This window comes from Brucella ciceri, assembly GCF_041930145.1.
In the GTDB taxonomy this organism is placed as follows: Bacteria; Pseudomonadota; Alphaproteobacteria; order Rhizobiales; family Rhizobiaceae; genus Brucella; species Brucella intermedia.
The window spans coordinates 264,391-283,356 of sequence record NZ_JBHEEV010000003.1 but is presented as its reverse complement, the minus strand read 5'-3'; the positions used below and the strand labels follow the sequence as shown (position 1 = coordinate 283,356).

Below are 18,966 nucleotides of genomic sequence, written 5' to 3'. Positions count from 1 at the left end.
TCTCGTGCCCGTTCCGATTCTTCTTTATCACCAGATAGACGTGCCGCCGACGCACCGCGCCCCCTATCGCAGCATGATCGTCCATCCGGATCGCTTTCGCCAGCAGATGGCGTGGCTGAAAAGGCTGGGTTATCGCGGCCTGTCGGTGCGAGACGCACTGCCTTACATCTACGGCAAAAAGCAGGGCAAAGTTGCTGTCATCACCTTTGACGATGGTTTCGAGAACGTCTTCCGCAACGCCCTGCCCGTGTTGCAGGAGTTCGGCTTCACCGCCACAAACTATTTCGTCGCCAACCAGATTGGTGGTTTCAATCTTTGGGATCAGAAGATCGGCGTTGCACGCGCCACCTGCATGAGCGTTGCGGAATTGCGAGAATGGGCAGAGCTCGGGCATGAAGTTGGTTCGCATACGCTCGACCATATCTTCCTTCCAGACGCGAGCGAAAAGGATGCCATAGCGCAGATTCACCAATCGCGGACAAGGATCGAGGACGTGCTCGGCAGCGAAGTCACGTCTTTCGCCTATCCTTACGGTGGAGAAAACGCAGCGACACGCAAGATCGTCGAAGCGGCAGGTTATACAAACGCGACGACGACGGAAAAACGCCGCGCAAGACCAACTGACGATCCGTTCGGCATTCCACGCCTTACGATCAGGCGCAATGATATGTTGCTGCAGTTCCTGCGTAAGACCTTTACGCGCTAATGCGGCACTTCGGTCCCGCCGCCGGCTTTATATCTCGCAAATCGGCCATGAAGCCACGTTCAACGAGACCGGCAGGGCCTGTGTATTGCAACGAGCCTTCGTAAACGAGTGACAGGTCATCCGAAAAACGCTCGTTTTCAACGATTGCCCTGTAATGCTCGGCCCCGCCCGCATGGCTCTTTTCCGAGGCGATACGTTTGAATTCGCTGACCGAGAGCGATGAAAACCGATAATGGAGAAGAGCCCCGGTAGCGGGTAGAAAATTACGGAAACACGGTCCCGGCCCGTGAATGCTGCCTCGGCGATAATCCGTTTTCCCGTCGACCCAAATCAGCGGGAATTTTGAAAGGCGCATGCTGCGTCCGAACAGGCGCAAACGCGGTCCACCGCGCACAGCTACGCCAAATTTTTCCGGCGTCACCGTATAGCCGTCGCCATCGAAATGTGAGGACACCTCGAACGGATATCTGGTCCCATCATCAACAAAAACCCCTTCGCGCAGCAAACCGCCAGGATACATATCGATCATCGGTGCCAGGCATCGGCGAATTCCATTCTGCTCCAGTTCCTCGATAAACGAGCGGATATTCCGCTGCTCCATTCTTGGAAACACGAAGAACTCATCGGCATCGACAGACAGATACCAGCGTCCGCGCCCATACAGATTGAACAAAGCATCGCGCCAGACACGGCCGCGGTCGGCCTCTGCATAACGAATGCTCGAGAAGTACAGATCCACATCAGGGGCGCTGGATAATATTTCAGCCGTCCCATCGTCGGACCGGTCGTCAACGACGATGAAGCGCGTAATACCCATCTCGCGATAATAGCGCAAAAAGGATTTGATGTAGGCTGCTGCATTGCGCACCACGCAAACGAGCGGCAGATCATCGGGCTTCAAAGTCTGGAAGCTTCCAGCTGTGGCGACAAGATTTGCCTTGTTTTTTCGGTTTGGAACCGAAAGCTGCAGATGACGCCATAGCAATCGCAAATGTCGCATCGGGGAAGCGCCCCAATAGGCGTTCCAATCGCCAGTTTTTGAGGCTGGATAGTTCATCGCCGAGCGCGTTGATTTCATGCAAATGCCGCGTTTTGTGTTGGATGCTGGAAACAGCTGGCGATTTTTGGCTACTTATTCAAGCAACCCTGCGTCGAAACCAATCACTCTGCGCGATATTCCGATATGGTTCGTGATGAACAATGGTTGTCATTATTGCCAGTGTCGAGCCTACTTGCTTGATTTCAATCAATGCTGCTTCATTCAAACGTGGCAAATTGCCCATCAATGCGCCATGGACGGCAAGTGCCAAAAGCGCTAGTTAGGGCACAGACTAAGGAGCGCATTATGGACTATCGCCGTTTTTTCGAAGAAGCGATCGACCAGTTGCACGCCGAGAAGCGTTACCGCGTTTTTGCAGATCTTGAACGTATTGTCGGACGTTTCCCCCGAGCTATCTGGCGCAACAATGGCACTGCCCGCGAAATCACCGTCTGGTGTTCGAATGACTATCTTGGCATGGGCCACCATGCCGATGTCATCAAGGCTATGTGCGACACAGCAGGTAATGCTGGCTCAGGTTCCGGCGGAACGCGCAATATTTCCGGCAATAATCACCCGCTCGTCGAACTGGAAAACGAACTCGCTGATTTGCACGGCAAGGAAGCAGGACTCGTTTTCACATCGGGCTTTGTCTCCAACGAAGCCTCGATTTCCACGATTGCCCGATTGCTGCCGAACTGCCTGATCCTGTCTGACGAGTTGAACCATGCTTCGATGATCGAAGGCGTGCGCCGCTCGGGTGCGGAGAAGAAGATTTTTCGTCACAATGACGTCGAGCATCTGGAACAGCTGTTGAAGGCTGCCGATCCTGCGCGCGCAAAGCTGATCGTGTTCGAATCCGTCTATTCCATGGACGGCGATATCGCGCCGATCGAGAAGATCGCCGATCTGGCCGATAAATATAATGCCATGACCTATATCGATGAAGTTCATGCGGTCGGCATGTATGGCGCACGCGGCGGCGGCATTACCGAACGCGATGGCCTTGCACATCGCATCGATATCATCGAGGGCACGCTTGCCAAGGCTTTCGGCGCGCTCGGCGGTTACATTACCGGCTCGCGTGCGATTGTCGATGCGGTGCGCTCCTACGCACCGGGCTTCATCTTCACCACTTCCCTGCCCCCGGCAGTCGCTGCAGCAGCGACGGCTGCGATCCGGCACCTGAAGACCTCGCAGGTGGAGCGCGACGGCCAGCAACGTCAGGCCCGGCGCGCCAAGGATGTACTTTCGGCCGCCGGTTTGCCCGTCATGTCGTCGGAAACCCACATCGTGCCCATTCTGGTCGGCGATCCAGAGCTTTGCAAAAAGGCCAGCGACCGCCTGCTAGAAGTGCATGGCATCTATATCCAGCCGATCAACTATCCGACCGTTCCGCGCGGCACCGAAAGATTGCGCATCACGCCGTCGCCCCTGCATGATGACGCCTTGATCGACGGTCTCAAGGAGGCACTTCTGGAAGTGTGGAACACGCTCGGCATCCCCTACGCCGAACCCACTGTCTCGCAGCCTGCCAGTTCCGAGCGGATCATTCCGCTGATGGTCTCCAAGGCCGGCGGCTGACAAGCAGGATCATTGGAACAAAAGGCCGGTTCAACCGGCCTTTTTCCTGTCTCAGAAGATGAGCTTGGCCGCGAGAGCCGCAAGATAGAGCCCCGCTCCGAACCACAGATGCGTCACTATACTCCATCCCCGGGCAGACCAGGGCTTCGGCGTCTTTCGTGCGGCGATCCCCGCCCCCATGCCGGGCTGCATGACAAGGAATGGAGCAGCAACGGTCAACAATCCGTAGGCAAGCGCGGGCAGGAGCTTCGGCGATGCCATCCACTCAAGCCCGCCAGCAGCAACCAGACCAGCCGCAAACAGCACGCCGATGGCGTAATGAACGCCCCAGCCAAGAAGCTTCTCTCCTCGAACCGGCGGGCTGGCGGTGATCCGCTCGTGCACGAAGCGCCCTTCCAGCATATGACCGAACCAGCGTCCCACCAGCCCATAATCCAGGCTCGCAACGCCGAACAGCCGCGCTCTCGCCATCGTCCAGATATCCGTTATGAGTGTCGCTCCCACTCCGATGAAAACGATCTGCAAAACAAGCATTTACCTTTCCTTTCCACTTGCGTGGATCATTGAAAAGGCGGACCATACAAGTTAAAGCCGACTTGAGGTCAATATGAAAGATATGGACATTGCTGAAGTTGCGAAAGTGACAGGCATTCCCGCATCAACCCTGCGATACTATGAAGAAAGGGGGCTGATCGCGTCACACAGCCGACGGGGCTTGCGCCGCGTTTTTGATCCCGGCGTTGTGACCAAGCTATCCCTGATCGCCCTCGGACAGGCGGCTGGCTTTTCGCTCGATGACATTGCGAGGATGTTCGGCCCCGACGGCCAGGTTTCGATCAGTCGCGAAACCCTGTCCGCGAAGGCGGATGATCTCGACCGTACAATCGCCCATCTTGCGGCACTTCGAGATGGGCTGCGCCACGCAGCGACCTGTCCCGCTAAAAGCCATATGGAGTGCCCGACCTTCCAGCGCCTGATGAAGGTGGCGGCAGGCCGCAGCCCCCGCCCTTCAACCGGGAAGCGATGAGTTCAACGCTTTTCGATCCAGTGCACAAGCCGCCTTGCGGCCTCTTCCACCTGTTCTGGGTCGCGGCAGAAGCAAAGGCGGAAGAACCCTTCGCCACCAAGGCCAAATGCGCTGCCTGGCGCCAGGCCAACATTGGCATTGTCCACCATGTCGATAGCTGCCTTGACCGAATCCCCGACGCCATCCACGCCGAAGAACAGATAAAATGCACCCTGTGGAGGAGTGAGGCGAACCTTGCCCGTCGCCAATAGCGCGGCGCACAGGCTATCGCGCGTGGAACGGGCACGCTCGACCTGCATCGAAATGAAGGCGTCGCCCTCATCGAGAGCCGTAACGGCACCACGCTGCATGAATTGCGCAACGCCCGAATTCGAATACTGGATCAGGTTTTCAATAACCGGCCCCAGCGACGGATGCACAGTCATCCAACCAATACGCCAGCCCGTCATCGCCCAGTTTTTGGAGAAGGAATTGACAAAGATGATGCGGTCATCCGGCTCCATAATATCCATGAAGGAGGGAGCACGACCGCCGCCATAATAGAAGTGGGTATAAATCTCGTCGGCGATGATCCACAGGCCCTGTTTGCGCGCCAGATCAAGAATGAATTGCAAAGTTTCCCGATCCGCCGTCCAGCCGGTAGGATTGGATGGGGTATTGACGAATAGGGCCTTTGTGCGGGATGTGATGGCGGCTGCAATCTTCTCCGGATCAAGTATCCAGCCGTTGTCCCCGAATTCCAGTTCGACCGGGACCGGCGTGACGCCAGCAAGCCCAGCCGCACCGACAAAATTGGGCCAGGCCGGGGAGAGATAGATCGCTTCTTCACCTGCTCCAACGGTTGCTGTCAGCGCCATTTCGATGGCATGCATGCCCGAACCGGTGACATAGAAATTCTCGGGCTTTAGAGCCAGTGGAAAATGCCGCGCATGATAGCGAGCCAGCGCTTCCCGCAACTCCGGTATGCCTGCCTGCCAGGTATAGAAGGTCTCGCCGTCAGAAATGCCTTTCTGGGCCGCGGCACGAATGAAATCCGGCGTAGAAAGATCGCCCTCGCCTACCCACAGCGGAATAAGTCCTTCGCGTCCGCGCCCATGATTGGCGACCGCCACAATCCCGCTTTCCGGTGACTGGGCTGCTTCCCGACGAAGATTGGCGATGAGCGTCATGATTTCCCCGCGTTGGATCTGGATTTTGACTTCGTGCTTATCAAGGCCCGGTAGCGAAATCACGCGGCTTTTTGTGATGGTCCGATCAAACGCATTTATGGATCAAAAGAAAACGGGGCCAAAAGGCCCCGTTTCATCCATCAGTTCCTGGTCAATCAGGCTTTCTGCTTTGCCAGAAGATCGCGGATTTCGGTCAGCAGAACCTCTTCGCGCGGTGCTTCCGGTTCCGGCTTTGCTTCTTCCTTCTTCTTCATGCGGTTCATTCCTTTCACCACCAGGAACAATACCCATGCGATGATAAGGAAGTTGATGAGAAGAGTGATGAAGTTGCCGTAGGCGATGGTCGCACCGGCTTCACGGGCAGCTGCCAGCGTGGTCTTGGGTTCACCTGCCAGCTGTATGAACATGTTCGAAAAGTCTACGCCATTTGTCAGCAGACCGATGATCGGCATGATGATGTCATTGACGATGGAGTTGACGAGGCCGCCGAACGCCCCGCCGATGATAACACCGATGGCCAGATCGACCATATTGCCCTTCAGGGCGAATTCCTTGAATTCCTTGAGCATTGCTGTCTCCCTCACGAACGCGGACCGCTTGGGCCGTCCTGCCGCGGTGGCGTTCGTCAAATCAACCTGGGCACCAGAAAAACTGGCAGTGGATGGCAAAGCCGTTTTCCACAAGTGGAACCGAAAGCGCTTTGTCATTTCAAACGCAGTCCTGAAAAGGGCCCTGCACTTTCAGGATCACACCGTCAGTTTGTAGACGAAAATTACCAAAGAAAAGATAAAGCGGCAGAAACGCACTGTTTTTGATCAATAATCTTGCGCGAGCGCACTGAAAGTGCTTGCGTCATTTGTGATCGAGGAGTGAGGGAACAAGCCGGCTATGCAGGGCTGGGGTATTATTGGCGCCGCCTTTTTGTATCTGCTGCTGCTCTTTGCGGTAGCCAGCATCGGCGACCGGCGCACGTCGCGCTGGAACAGTGCCCCGCGCCCATATATCTACGCGCTCAGCCTGGCCGTCTACTGCACATCCTGGACGTTTTTCGGTTCTGTCGGCTTGTCGGCGCAGCGCGGCCTTGAATTTCTCGGCATCTATATCGGCCCCATTCTCGTCTTCACGCTCGGCAACCGTTTGCTGCGGCATATCGTTCGACTGGCGAAATCCGAACACATCACATCGATCGCCGATTTTCTCGCTGCCCGCTACGGCAAAAGCTTTGGTGTCGCGTCACTGGCGACCTGCATCGCAGCCGTCGGCTCGATTCCCTACATCGCGCTCCAGCTCAAAGCCGTTTCCGGGAGTGTCGGGCTCGTCATGGAACATTACGGATCGGCCGTCGATCCGTCAGTATTCATATTCGGCGATATTTCCCTGCCCGTCGCCGCCGTGCTTGCCGTCTTTGCGATTCTCTTCGGCACGCGCCATACCGACGCCACCGAGCACCAGAACGGTCTCATTCTGGCGGTGGCCCTGGAATCGGTCATCAAGCTCTGCGCCTTCCTGACCGTCGGTTTTGCCTGCACTTTCTTCCTGTTCGGCGCTCCGTCACAACTGATCAACCAGATATCCCAGTCGCCGGAGGCGCTGGAAGCGTTTCACTATCAAACGTCCATCGGCACATGGATCGTGCAAAGCGCACTCAGCGCCGCGGCCATCATCATGCTGCCGCGCCAATTTCACGTAACGGTGGTGGAAAGCCGGAGTGAAAAGGAACTGCGAACCGCCTCGTGGCTCTTCCCGGTTTATCTGGTGCTCATCAATATCTTCGTGTTTCCCATCGCGCTGATCGGCGTGATGACACTCGGAGGCAATGTCAGCGGAGACCTGTATGTTCTGGCCCTGCCGCTGGCTGCTGGTGCTCACTGGCTTGCCCTCGTGGCCTTTCTCGGCGGGTTGTCGGCGGCAACCGCGATGGTCATCGTCGCCTGCGTCGCGCTTTCGATCATGATTTCCAATCATCTGGTGCTGCCGCTTTTCATACGGCGGCTGGCCAAGCAACAGGCAGCAGAACAGCGCGACCTGACCAAAATCATTCTGAACACCCGCCGCCTCACCATTATTGGCATTCTGGCGCTGGCGTTTGCCTATTATCGCTTCACCTCCAACAATATCCACCTGGCTTCGATCGGTTTCGTTTCCTTTGCTGCGATTGCCCAATTCGTGCCTGCCTTCATTGGCGGGCTGTTCTGGCGCAATGCCAACGGACGCGGTGCGATGCTGGGTCTTTCGACCGGCTTTCTGGTCTGGGCCTACACTTTGCTGCTGCCCACCATGGCGCCGGAAAATGCCGCCATTTTGCGCGATGGTTTTCTCGGGTTCACCGCGTTGCGCCCGGAGGCGCTTTTTGGAACCAATGCGCTACCCCTGACCAACGGCGTGGTGTGGAGCCTTGCGGCCAATACGCTTTTCTACGTTCTTGGTTCCCTTTCGCGCGCCTCGACGCCGCTGGAACGCATTCAGGCCAGCATTTTCCTGCCGCGTTATGTGATCGGCACACCGACCCTGAAGCGCTTTCGCACGACTGTCACCGTCGCCGAACTGAAGGCAACCATGGCGCGCTATCTCGGCGCCGAACGCGTGGAGCGCGCTTTTCTTCGTTTTGAAGGAAGGGAACAGCGGCGACTTGATCCCGGCATGACCGTCGATACGCCTTTGATCCGCCATGCGGAGCAACTGCTTGGTACGGCAGTCGGCTCTGCATCGGCGCGTCTTGTCCTGTCACTGCTGTTGCAAAAGGGCGATGCGTCCGGCCGCGATGCGCGACAACTCCTGGACGATGCTTCAACGGCCTTGCAGCAAAACCGCGACCTGCTGCAAACCGCGCTCGACCAGATGGAACAGGGCATCACGGTTTTCGACAAGGACTTGAGGCTCACCTGCTGGAACCGGCAGTTCCGCATGCTTTTCGATCTTCCCGATGAGGTGATGCAGGTCGGGATACCCGTTTCCGAAATCGTGGAACAGCTGCATCGTCGCGGCGACATATCTTTCACCGGCCAGAACAGCGCCATACGCTCGCTCGCGGCTGTGCGCCGTCCATGGCGCATCAATATGAAATCCACCGGCAAGGTGCTGGAAATCCAGTCCAATCCCATGCCTGATGGGGGCATCGTCGCGACATATACCGATATCACGGCGGCGGTCGAAGCGGATGTCACGCGCCAGAAGGCGGCTGAGATGCTGGAGCAGCGCGTGGCGGATCGCACGGCGGAACTGACCCGCGTCAACCAGCAGCTTGCCAAGGCGCAAGCCGCAGCGGAAGAAGCCAATCAGGGGAAGACACGATTTCTTGCGGCTGCCGGGCACGACATTCTGCAACCGCTTAACGCGGCAAGACTGTACAGTACCGCGCTTGCCGAAAGACTGGGGCGTTCCGAAACCAGCGAATTCGCACGCAATATCGACTCCTCACTGGAAGCCGTGGAAGCCATTCTCGGTATGGTGCTGGATATTTCACGGCTGGACACCGGATCGCTCAAACCCGAACTCTCGGTATTTCGTCTCGACAAACTGATGAGCCAGATTGCAACCGACTTCACACCGCTTGCAGCTGCCAAGGGGCTGAAACTGCGCGTTGTCCCGTCAAGCATCGTGGTCAAGACCGATCGCAACATGCTGCGGCGCCTGATCCAGAACCTCGTCTCCAATTCGATCAAGTATAGCCGCAAGGGCGGTATCTTGCTCGGCGTCCGCCGCCGCGGTTCCTTTGTGGAGTTGCAGGTGCTCGATACCGGAATCGGCATTCCTCCGCAAAAGCTGAAACTCGTCTTCCGCGAGTTCACCCGGCTCGATGAGGGAATGCGGGAAGCGGAAGGCCTTGGCCTTGGCCTTTCCATCGTTGACCGCATCGCCAGGCTCTTGTCGCTGCCGCTCGCGCTGGCTTCAACGCCCGGCAAGGGGACGATGTTCACCCTGCGCATTCCTGTCTCGCAGGAAAAGGTGCCCGCTGACGAAGTGAAGAACCGTCGCGGGCTGCAACGGGCGCTGGAACTGACGGGGCTAGACGTTCTCTGCATCGACAATGACGCCAGCATCCTGTCGGGAATGGAAACGCTGCTTCATGGATGGGGGTGCCAGGTTGCGACACTGCGCAGCGGAACTGCGCTGAAATCATACTGCACCGACCATTCCCGCCCGCCGGACGTGATCGTCGCGGATTATCATCTGCTGAACGAAAACGGCCTCGATATGATCGGTTTTGCCCGCGAAACGTTCCAGACCGAAATACCGGCCATCCTCCTGACAGCCGATCGCTCCAAGGAAGTACGCCAACGCGCTGAGGATGAAAACGTCACTGTCTTGCACAAGCCGCTTCGTCCCGCCGCGCTTCGCTCGCTGCTATCGCATTTTCATCATGCGAGGCAGGACAATGCATCGGCGCAGAATGCCGCTCAGTAACGGGTTGTCCGGAACATTTCCTGTTTAAATTGAGCCTCCCAAATGCTCTATCCAATTGTCTCCCAGTTTCGGGAGACGTGCTCTAGTCCGTATTCAGCGCATCATTGCCGATGCGCGACAGGAGAATGACCGCCTGTGTGCGGCTATCGACCCCGAGTTTCTGCAGCACTGCCGAAACATGCGCCTTGACCGTGGCTTCCGACACGCCAAGCTCATAGGCGATCTGCTTGTTCAACAGCCCCTCCGCCAACATGGTCAGCACGCGCGTCTGCTGCGGCGTCAATGTGCGCAACCGCGCGATGAGCGCCTCGATTTCCGGGTCGTGCGCATGATCCAGTTCAATGTCGGCGGGCGTCCAGATATCGCCAGCCAGAACGGTGCTCACGGCCTCGCCGATGGTTTCCATGCTGGCGGATTTCGAAATGAACCCAGAGGCACCGAGCTCGACCGCATGACGGATCGTCGCCGCATCGTCGGTTGCCGAAACGATGATGATTGGAAGTGCGGGCTGCAAGGCCTTCAACGTCACCAGGCCGGAAAGCCCAGTACCGCCCGGCATCGTCAGATCCAACAGCAGAAGGTCGATATCCTCTCGCTCGCCGACCAGTTTCTTTACGGCGTCGAAATCGCCAACTTCGATGATTTCCACGCTTTGCGACTGTCCGGAAAGGACCTGTCTCAATGCCCCCCGGAAAAGCGGATGATCGTCAGCGATGATAAAATGCATGTGCCTCGCGCGCCATTGTTTCAGGTCTCCTCCCCTCGCGGTGCAGGCCAATCAGCCAATCACTCCGTTTTATGCCGTTTTTTGGCTCGGGCAACCAAAATTCACGTTGCTAATCCGTTTTCGCATTACTCATTGCCGCCATCTGGCCGCATTGTATGTTAGGTTATGCGCTGAAAGTAACATAAGAGCGGCCCGACCAGCGAAATGGGGGGACCAAAAGGCATTTCATGACGCGCAATACGCTTTATCCCGAAATCCAACCGTTCAAGGAAGAGATGCTGCAGGTCTCTTCGCTGCATCGAATCCATGTCGAGCAATGCGGCAACCCGGACGGCAAGCCGGTCATCATGATCCATGGCGGCCCCGGCGGTGGAATCACGCCGACGATGCGTCGCCTGCATGACCCGGAGCGCTATCGCATAATCCTGTTCGACCAGCGTGGATGCGGCCGTTCCACCCCGCATGCGGAACTGCGCGAAAACACGACTTGGGACCTTGTGGCGGACATGGAGCATATTCGCGCGCATCTCGGCATCGACAAGTGGCAGGTGTTCGGCGGCTCGTGGGGAGCGACCCTCGGCCTTGCCTACGCGCAATCCCATCCGGATCGGGTCGCGGAACTTGTTCTTCGCGGTATCTTCATGGTTCGCCGTTTCGAAGTCGACTGGACCTATTCCAACGGCGCGAGCATTCTCTTCCCTGATCATTTCGAGGCCTATCAGGAGCATATACCGGAAGGAGAGCGCGGCGATATGATCGCTGCCTATTACAAGCGCCTCACCGATCGCAACCCGCAGGTGCAGCTTGAAGCGGCCCGACGTTGGGCGCGCTGGGAAGGCTCGATCATTTCGCTTCTGCCCGATCCGGCGCGTGTCGATGCCTTCGGTGAAGACCAGTACGCCATCGCTTTTGCGCGTATCGAATGCCACTATTTCCAGAACCGTGGCTTCCTCGATTCCGACGACCAGCTTCTGCGGAACGTCGACCGCATCCGGCATATTCCCGGTGTGATCGTGCATGGCCGCTATGATGTCTGCACGCCGTTCATCAATGCCTGGCAGTTGAAGAAGATGTGGCCTGAAGCCGATCTCAAAATCGTCGAGGACGCCGGACACGCCGTTACGGAACCCGGTATCACCCACGAATTGATAGAGGCGACAAAGCGTTTCGCGCAATAGGGCGAAACGCACTCACATTTGCTGGAAATGCTCAATGAAAAGGCGCCGTGCGGCGCCTTTTTCCTTGCTGTCAGGTCCGTCCGCCCGGAAGGGTTCCATTGTCCGGCTTTTCCGGCTCGCTGTCGAAACTCTTCGCGATGTCCATAAAGCGCCGCATGAACCGTTCCATATAGCTCATGGATTGCTCAAACTCCTGCTCCGTCGGCAAGCCCGAAGCACTACTTCCGCCTTGCCCTTCAAGAGCGGAGACCTTGTCCTCAAGCTTCTTCACGCGATCCTGCAGGCTGGCAATATCGTTCTCATAAGCCTCGCGATCTTCGGCCGCCATCTTGCAGACGAGTTGTCCCTGCTGCTCCACGCAGGTGGATATCGCGCCGGTTCGGGTGTCCAGACGGACATAGCCGTTTTCCGTCCCTTCCAGCCGATAACGCCCGTTTTCCTGCGCCAGCGCATTGGCCGGGGCAAGCGCTGAACCAAGAACAGCAACAGCAGCCAGATTGCGGACCATCAATGTCTTTCTGTTCAACATAAGGCTATTCCCTTCAGCTTCTCTTTGAGGTGTCCCCATCATATGGGACGTTTACGACGAAAATCGAACATGCGGGACTTTGATTTCCGAAGAAATTCGGTCTAGAGAGCACCCATGACCAATGAGATCATCTATAAGATCGCTCCGCGCGGGCTTTGGGCGCAGGCAGAACAGGCTGGTAATTTTACCGGGGCTCCAGTTGATATTGCCGACGGCTATATCCATTTCTCTACTGGAACACAGGTGCGGGAAACGGCAGCTAAACATTTTGCGGGCCAGCGGGATCTGCTTCTGATCAGTGTGAATGCTTCTGCGCTCGGCGCGGCATTGAAGTTTGAAGTTTCACGCGGCGGGGCCCTTTTTCCTCATCTCTACGGCACGCTGCCGCTTGCAGCCGTTTTGAAGGTTGACCCCCTGCCGTTGGGCGACGATGGTCTTCACATTTTTCCGGAGCTGGAAAGTTAATGAGCGGGCTTTTTGAAACTCTCGGTCGACGCGCCCTTTTCGCCTTCGATGCAGAACAGGCACATGGTCTTTCCATCGCTGGCCTGAAGACAGGTCTCGTGACCTGCGGTGCGCCGAACGATCCGGCGCTTTCCGTCAAGGTTGCGGGATTGCAGTTTCCAAATCCGCTCGGCATGGCAGCGGGCTACGACAAGAATGCCGAAGTGCCGGACGCCCTGTTGAAGCTCGGTTTCGGCTTCACGGAAATCGGCACCATCACGCCGCGCCCGCAAAGCGGCAATCCGCGTCCGCGCATTTTTCGGCTCGTGGATGACAGGGCCGTTATCAATCGGCTGGGCTTCAACAATGAAGGCCATGATGCTGCGTTTAAGCGCCTGTCGCAACGCGCCGGCAAGAGCGGTATCGTGGGCGTCAATATCGGCGCCAACAAGGATGCCGAAGACCGCATTGCCGATTATGTTGCGGGTATCCGTCGCTTCTATCAGCTGGCGCGCTACTTCACCGTCAATATTTCTTCGCCCAACACGCCGGGCCTGCGCAGCCTTCAGGCCCGCGACAGTCTGCGTGAACTGTTGAGCCGCGTGTTGGAAGCGCGCAACGAAGAAGGCAAGATGTGCACGCTGAAGCGTCCGGTTTTTCTGAAGATCGCCCCCGATCTGGCCGATGAAGAACTGGACGACATCGCGGCCGAGGCAACCGAACAGAAGCTCGATGGCATCATCATATCCAACACGACGCTTTCACGCGCCGGATTGAAAAGCGCGGACAACCGCGATGAAACAGGCGGGCTTTCCGGCGTACCGCTTTTCGAGCGCTCCACCATCGTCCTTGCCAAGATGCGCGAGCGTGTCGGCCCCGATATGCCATTGATCGGCGTCGGCGGCGTGGATAGCGCTGAAACGGCGCTGACAAAGATCAAGGCCGGTGCCGATCTGGTCCAGCTTTATACAGGCCTCATCTATCGCGGACCGAACCTGCCCGCCGAAATCGTGCGTGGCCTGTCGGCGGTGGTGAAACGCGAGGGCGTCGCCAACATTGCCGCACTTCGCGACCGGGACACCAGCGACTGGGCGAAGCGTGACCTGCCCGCCTGAGAGCCGGGTCACATAATGAATTCTGTACGATAACGTCGCGGCAGGATCGCCAGGAGCAAAACTCCGCGAATTGACAGAAACAGGTTGAGAGCCAGCCAAAGCCCGTGATTGCCCATCACGGGCTTTGCCGCATAAAGAACTGCGAGAAAAAAGCCGAGCGACAGGAACATCATGTTGCGCATGTCGCGCGACCATGTGGCGCCGATGTAAACCCCGTCCATATGGAAGGCCAGCAGTCCCGTCATACCTGTCAGCGCCGCCCAGGGCAGGTATTTCAAGGCTTCAGCGTGAACGTCTTCCGCCTTGGACAGTAGCCCGATGATCGCATCGCCAAACACCAGCAGGAAAAAGGCGATGACGCTGGCCATGACCAGCCCCCAGACGAAAGTGAGCTTGGCGCCGCGCACGAACGCAGGACTGTAGCGCGCGCCAATAGACCGTCCGACAATCTGTTCGGCGGCTGCCGCCATGCCGTCCAGGAAGAAACCGGCGATGAGGAAGAAGTTCATCAAGACGGCATTGGCCGCCAGTGTGACGGGGCCGAGATCGGACCCCGCCCGCGTGAAGAACGCGAAGGCCGTGAGAAGCAGGAAGGAGCGGATCATGATGTCGCGATTGACCGCGAACATGCGCAGGATTCCTTGCTTCTGGAATATCCGCGCCCGGTCCGGACGCAGCGACGCATCCTTTCGGAAATGGCGCAGCACGATGAACATGCCGACGAGAGCGGCAACCGTTTCGCCGGTCACGGTCGCCCAGGCAACGCCAGTAACGCCCCAGCCCCACTCCAGCCCGAGGATAATGCAGAGCACGATATTGATGCCGTTGAGGAGCACCTGAAGGCCGAGGCCGACAATACCCTGTCCACGTCCGAGAACCAGTCCGAGGATTGAATAGTTGATGAGCGCAACCGGCGCCGACAACATGCGGATCGACACATAGGTCGCCATTGCTTCCTGCGTTGCCGACGTCGGATGCATGAAGGTGGACGAGACGCCGATGATGATCGGCAGGCACAGTATCATCAGGCTGCCGGCAATGACCGCGATGATGATTGCCCGCCAGAAGATCGCCTGTTCTTCCACCGCGTCTTCCGCACCCATGGCCTGTGCAACCAGTCCGGTCGTGCCGGAACGCAGGAAATTGAATATCGACAGCAGGAAATCGAAGACCAGCGCGCCAATCGCCAGCCCCCCGATCAACTCGGCCTGTCCCATCTGGCCGACGACGCCCATATCGACAAGTCCGAGAAGCGGCGTGGTGATCGCAGCAAGCGTCATGGGAATGGCGATCAACATCACCATCCTGTGTGTTACTTCGAACGGCCTTGTTGCGCCACCACGCTGCAGCGACTGATCCATGATGCTTGTCCCGAATATTCCCCTCAGATCAAAACGATCTACTCTGGAATCAATCGAAACTACAGATAATTCGGCCACCGCATTGTCGCAGTTCCTGACAACCGACTGTCAGGAGAATGAGGGATCAAAGTCCCAGCATCATGGCCCAATATATATAAGTTGGTTTGTTTTCGGGTGTTGCCCAGGCGAGACCATAATGCTCGAAGGTCGGATCGAGCATGTTCTTGCGATGGCCGGGCGATTTCATCCAGGCATCGAAGACGGCCTGTGTACTGCGCTGTCCCGATGCGACATTCTCTGCCGCCGGACCCCGTATACCTGCCTGCCGCAGTCGCGCCACAAAACCATTGCCCCAACCGACGCTATGACCGATCTTTCCATAACCCGCCATGCGCCTGGCCTGGTAAAGCGCGGCTTGCTCCAGCTTGGAATCCGTCGCCATCAAAGGCAGTCCGTTTGCCTTTCGAATAGCGTTGAAAATCGCGGTGGGATCGTCGTGACCTGCCGCCCATGTCGCCTTCCACGGCATTGCCGACATCGCCAGCGCGCCCCCGGCAAGGATCAGAAAACCCCGCCGGTTGAGTGTTAAACCTTGTTTTTGCTGCATGCCTGTCTGAGCTACCCAGTTACCGAATTGATTTCATTTCCGGTAGCTGAGGATACGGAGCAAAATAAAGGCAGGAATGACGACTGCAGCGCCAAGAATGAGATAATCGACAAAGCCTGCAATTGCCGAAAAGCCCATATTCCAAAGGCGGAGGAAGAAATCGCGGATGCCATACAAGATGTCGTAGGGCGTCCAGTGAAATGCGCTCATGACCACGCCAACCACCAGCGAAATCAGCACCAGCTTGATCAGAACGCGGGCCGGGGTATCGCCAAGAAAACGGTTTACACCATCCGACATGCAAATCTCCTGTGTGGTTATTGGTTAGAATGGATGCTCTTAAGTCGAAACGTCATCCCGCTCTAAAATTTTGTTGAGCATGATTCCGAAAACCGGTTACCACTTTTCGGAATCATGGTTTAAAGCGACAGATTCTTCGCGCAAGAAATAGGCTCTCCGTACGGCCTGCGCAAGTTCTGCCCTCGCTCAGCGCTGCTTGCGGTACTCACGCGGGGCTTTCTGCTTTTGGCGCGAGAACGACCGGTTCATGCTGCGCGTATCGGTAAAACCGCTTGCAACAGCCACTTCCAACAGTGACAGGCTTGTCTCCGACAAGAGCTCCTTGGCCTTCTTAACCCGCAGTTCTTCGCGGACCTCGAACGCCGTCCGCTCAAGGGCGAGCTTGAAGCCACGCTCCATCTGACGGACGGAAATTCCCAATCGGCGCGCCACATCAATCATTGGCACCGGGTCTTCCAGCGTTTCCTCGAAAATGCGGATTGCCTTGCGGATCATCGGCGACCGCACGCCGTTGAAGCTCAGCGCCGGTTGTTCGGAACGCACAAGCTCATAAGGGATCATGAGGATGGACGCGCTCTTGCGCGCCAGTTCCTCCGAAATCTCGTTCTGGATGATGGACAGCGCCAATGACGCCGTGCCAAGCCCGCCCGCACAGGTGAAGTGCCTTCCGCTACGATGGAACAGGCTCGTTGTGTCGGCTGTATATCCGTCGAAAAGCTCCAGAAAATCGTCGCGATGGAACCAGCTGACGCAGCAATTGCGGTCTGGCAGAAGGTCTGCTTCCGCCAGCAGAAAGGCAGCCGTGCAAAGGCCCACCACTGTCTTGCCGCGCCGGTCCGCACGCTTGATGAGATCGACCAGCGCCTGCTGTCTGGGCCGGTATTGCGCAAGCAATCCGCCGACGACTGCCACATAATCACAATCGTCGAGTTCGCCTATGGGAGCGGTCGGCTCGATCACCATGCCGGAACTGGAGGTGACAGGATCTCCTGACAGCGTGCATATTTTCCATGCACAGCGTATCTGGCGGCTCTTGTCGCGATCATCGGCGGCAAGGCGGAAGGGATCGAGGAAAAGGCTGAGTGCACTCAGCGTAAAACCGGGCAAAGCAACAATGCCCACCGACAGCCTGCGTTGCGGAGCATCTGTTGCGGCTTGAAGCTTCTTGTCCCGATCCCGTTCAGTTCCGTTCGTCACGTCGACCCTGCTCCTCCACCAGATTTATATTTGCTTGGAGGAGGCTATTATAGTCAACGAAAATGCTTGGAAAGCTTCAACTGCTGCGCCTGATAGTTGGAGCCGAGATCGACGCCATAAAGTGCAGATGGGCGATGCAGCATATGTTCGTAAACCAGCCGCCCGACGATCTGCCCATGTTCCAGAATGAATGGAACCTCGTGGCTGCGGACTTCCAGAACGGCGCGACTTCCGGTTCCGCCCGCAGCGCTGTGCCCGAAGCCCGGATCGAAAAAGCCTGCATAATGGACGCGGAATTCGCCCACCAGCGGGTCGAAGGGCGTCATTTCAGCGGCATAAAGCGGCGGGACATGCACCGCCTCGCGCGAAACGAGAATATAGAATTCATCCGGATCAAGCACGAGTTCGCGCGAACCCCGATCATAGATCGGCTCCCAGAAATCAAGGATGTCGTGCGCCGCACGCTTGTCCACATCCACCACAGCCGTATGGTGCTTGCCGCGATAGCCAATCAGCCGGTCAGGACCACCTGAAAGATCAACCGACAGCGCAATGCCACCGCCGGAGATGTTCGGCATTTCCGCTGCGACCAGCGTTTCGGCCTTGTGCAATGCAGCAAGCTCCGCCTCGTCAAGCTGGGCACGTCCCTTGCGGAAGCGTATCTGCGACAGGCGCGATCCTGTACGCACGACAATAGGAAATGTGCGTGGGCTGACTTCCAGATAGAGCGGGCCGTTGTATCCGGCGGGCACCTTATCGAATTCCTGCGCCCCGTCGGCGATGACGCGGGTGAAGATATCGAGGCGGCCCGTTGAACTTTTCGGATTTGCCGACGCGGAAAGATCGGGCGACAGCGTCAGGCTTTCGAGAAGCGGAACGATGTAAACGCAGCCCGTTTCCAGAACGGCTCCCGCCGTCAGGTCGATCTCGTGCAGTTTTAACCGTTCCAGCTTTTCGATGACCGGCGTCCCGGGTCCCGGCATGAAGGAAGCGCGAACACGATAGGCTTTTGCGCCGAGCCTCAGGTCAAGGCTCGCGGGCTGTATCTGGTCGGGATCAAGGGCGCGCGGCGACGCCAGCAAACCGCTTTCAAACAGCGCGGAAATATCCGCGTCCGCCAGAATTCCAGCATCTTTCTGCGTCATCGACCCGATACTCCGTAGCCTAAAGCATGTCGTACTTTGTCGTAATCAAGCGACATGCTTTAATCTCTTGTTTTCACGCATATCTCCCGAAACCGTTTCCCGATTTCGGAAGGCATGCTCTAGGCATTGCTTGACAAAGACCATTGACCGCTCAGGACCTCAATGCCAACCCTTCCAGCCGCTAGAAACCGGGTTTTCCGCAGGAATCAGAGTATTTTCATGGCGCCCCGGATGCGCTTTTCGAGAAATGCGTTGGTTTCGGCATTGACGGCTCCGCGCAACAGGCATAATGGAAAACTGTTCCGTGGTGATTTGGCCGGCCGGCTTGCAGCCACGTTAAAGAATTCGCTAAAAAAGGCCGCGGTTCGTTACCGGCCTTTTGCGTTTTCGCAAGGCCGGTTTTTTATTGGCCGCCGAGGCTCGACATCCTGCCC

Annotated in this window: 18 protein-coding genes and 1 riboswitch; of the genes, 7 read left to right on the top strand and 11 right to left on the bottom strand. The window is 57.3% G+C overall.

The window, feature by feature from the left end; all coding sequences use genetic code 11:
- Positions 1–4 precede the first annotated feature (4 nt).
- The gene (locus JNC63_RS07660) at positions 5–706 is read left to right on the top strand and encodes a polysaccharide deacetylase family protein (RefSeq protein WP_100648085.1); all 702 of its coding nucleotides are present in this window, start codon (positions 5–7) and stop codon (positions 704–706) included.
- On the opposite strand, the gene JNC63_RS07655 is transcribed toward JNC63_RS07660, so the two are convergent.
- Positions 696–1,784 carry a glycosyltransferase family 2 protein gene (locus JNC63_RS07655; RefSeq protein WP_063881848.1) on the bottom strand — a complete coding sequence of 363 codons (1,089 nt, stop codon included), beginning with the start codon at positions 1,782–1,784 and terminating at the stop codon, positions 696–698. The genes JNC63_RS07660 and JNC63_RS07655 overlap by 11 nt on opposite strands.
- Positions 1,785–2,051: 267 nt before the next feature.
- Between JNC63_RS07655 and hemA the strand changes: the two genes are divergently transcribed.
- The gene (hemA, locus tag JNC63_RS07650; protein WP_021586241.1) at positions 2,052–3,329 is read left to right on the top strand and encodes a 5-aminolevulinate synthase; all 1,278 of its coding nucleotides are present in this window, start codon (positions 2,052–2,054) and stop codon (positions 3,327–3,329) included.
- A gap of 51 nt (positions 3,330–3,380) precedes the next feature.
- On the opposite strand, the gene JNC63_RS07645 is transcribed toward hemA, so the two are convergent.
- Positions 3,381–3,863, bottom strand: coding sequence for a DUF2938 domain-containing protein (locus JNC63_RS07645; protein ID WP_063881846.1), 483 nt, complete (start codon positions 3,861–3,863; stop codon positions 3,381–3,383).
- 73 nt (positions 3,864–3,936) lie between these two features.
- Between JNC63_RS07645 and JNC63_RS07640 the strand changes: the two genes are divergently transcribed.
- Complete coding sequence (locus JNC63_RS07640) at positions 3,937–4,356, top strand: helix-turn-helix domain-containing protein (RefSeq protein WP_063881844.1); 420 nt, start codon at positions 3,937–3,939, stop codon at positions 4,354–4,356.
- 2 nt (positions 4,357–4,358) lie between these two features.
- Here JNC63_RS07640 and JNC63_RS07635 read toward each other — a convergent pair whose 3' ends face one another.
- Together JNC63_RS07635 and mscL are read right to left on the bottom strand one after the other, a co-directional pair.
- A complete protein-coding gene (locus tag JNC63_RS07635) occupies positions 4,359–5,525 on the bottom strand; it encodes a pyridoxal phosphate-dependent aminotransferase (protein ID WP_063881842.1) in 1,167 nt (388 codons plus the stop codon).
- A gap of 155 nt (positions 5,526–5,680) precedes the next feature.
- A complete protein-coding gene (gene mscL / locus JNC63_RS07630; protein WP_063881840.1) occupies positions 5,681–6,094 on the bottom strand; it encodes a large conductance mechanosensitive channel protein MscL in 414 nt (137 codons plus the stop codon).
- A gap of 319 nt (positions 6,095–6,413) precedes the next feature.
- Here mscL and JNC63_RS07625 point away from each other — a divergent pair, with 319 nt between their 5' ends.
- A complete protein-coding gene (locus JNC63_RS07625) occupies positions 6,414–9,929 on the top strand; it encodes a PAS domain-containing hybrid sensor histidine kinase/response regulator (protein ID WP_063881838.1) in 3,516 nt (1,171 codons plus the stop codon).
- A gap of 82 nt (positions 9,930–10,011) precedes the next feature.
- On the opposite strand, the gene JNC63_RS07620 is transcribed toward JNC63_RS07625, so the two are convergent.
- Positions 10,012–10,656 (bottom strand): response regulator transcription factor, encoded by a 645-nt coding sequence (locus tag JNC63_RS07620; RefSeq protein ID WP_021586247.1) that lies wholly within the window; start codon positions 10,654–10,656, stop codon positions 10,012–10,014.
- Positions 10,657–10,883: 227 nt separating this feature from the next.
- On the opposite strand from JNC63_RS07620, the gene pip reads away from it, so the two are divergent.
- A complete protein-coding gene (pip, locus tag JNC63_RS07615) occupies positions 10,884–11,834 on the top strand; it encodes a prolyl aminopeptidase (protein WP_063881837.1) in 951 nt (316 codons plus the stop codon).
- Positions 11,835–11,904: 70 nt separating this feature from the next.
- On the opposite strand, the gene JNC63_RS07610 is transcribed toward pip, so the two are convergent.
- Positions 11,905–12,363, bottom strand: a complete 459-nt coding sequence (locus JNC63_RS07610) for a hypothetical protein (protein WP_063881835.1) — start codon at positions 12,361–12,363, stop codon at positions 11,905–11,907.
- Positions 12,364–12,477: 114 nt separating this feature from the next.
- On the opposite strand from JNC63_RS07610, the gene JNC63_RS07605 reads away from it, so the two are divergent.
- Both JNC63_RS07605 and JNC63_RS07600 read left to right on the top strand, forming a co-directional pair.
- On the top strand, positions 12,478–12,828 hold the full coding sequence (locus tag JNC63_RS07605; RefSeq protein ID WP_063881833.1) for a DUF952 domain-containing protein: 351 nt from the start codon (positions 12,478–12,480) through the stop codon (positions 12,826–12,828).
- Entirely contained in the window at positions 12,828–13,922 is a 1,095-nt protein-coding gene (locus JNC63_RS07600) for a quinone-dependent dihydroorotate dehydrogenase (RefSeq protein ID WP_063881831.1), read from the top strand. The genes JNC63_RS07605 and JNC63_RS07600 overlap by 1 nt, the downstream gene beginning before the upstream one ends.
- Positions 13,923–13,930: 8 nt before the next feature.
- On the opposite strand, the gene JNC63_RS07595 is transcribed toward JNC63_RS07600, so the two are convergent.
- From JNC63_RS07595 to JNC63_RS07575, 5 genes are all read right to left on the bottom strand, one after another.
- Positions 13,931–15,283: an MATE family efflux transporter gene (locus tag JNC63_RS07595; protein ID WP_063881829.1), complete on the bottom strand. Its 1,353-nt coding sequence runs from the start codon at positions 15,281–15,283 to the stop codon at positions 13,931–13,933.
- 124 nt (positions 15,284–15,407) lie between these two features.
- The gene (locus tag JNC63_RS07590) at positions 15,408–15,890 is read right to left on the bottom strand and encodes a CAP domain-containing protein (RefSeq protein WP_063881827.1); all 483 of its coding nucleotides are present in this window, start codon (positions 15,888–15,890) and stop codon (positions 15,408–15,410) included.
- A 33-nt stretch (positions 15,891–15,923) separates the two neighbouring features.
- The gene (locus tag JNC63_RS07585; RefSeq protein ID WP_006466052.1) at positions 15,924–16,190 is read right to left on the bottom strand and encodes a DUF6460 domain-containing protein; all 267 of its coding nucleotides are present in this window, start codon (positions 16,188–16,190) and stop codon (positions 15,924–15,926) included.
- 186 nt (positions 16,191–16,376) lie between these two features.
- Positions 16,377–17,387 carry a GlxA family transcriptional regulator gene (locus JNC63_RS07580; protein WP_006466051.1) on the bottom strand — a complete coding sequence of 337 codons (1,011 nt, stop codon included), beginning with the start codon at positions 17,385–17,387 and terminating at the stop codon, positions 16,377–16,379.
- 53 nt (positions 17,388–17,440) lie between these two features.
- Positions 17,441–18,532 carry a 2'-deoxycytidine 5'-triphosphate deaminase gene (locus tag JNC63_RS07575; RefSeq protein ID WP_006466050.1) on the bottom strand — a complete coding sequence of 364 codons (1,092 nt, stop codon included), beginning with the start codon at positions 18,530–18,532 and terminating at the stop codon, positions 17,441–17,443.
- Between the two features lie 294 nt (positions 18,533–18,826).
- Positions 18,827–18,906: riboswitch (SAM riboswitch) on the top strand.
- Positions 18,907–18,966 lie beyond the last annotated feature (60 nt).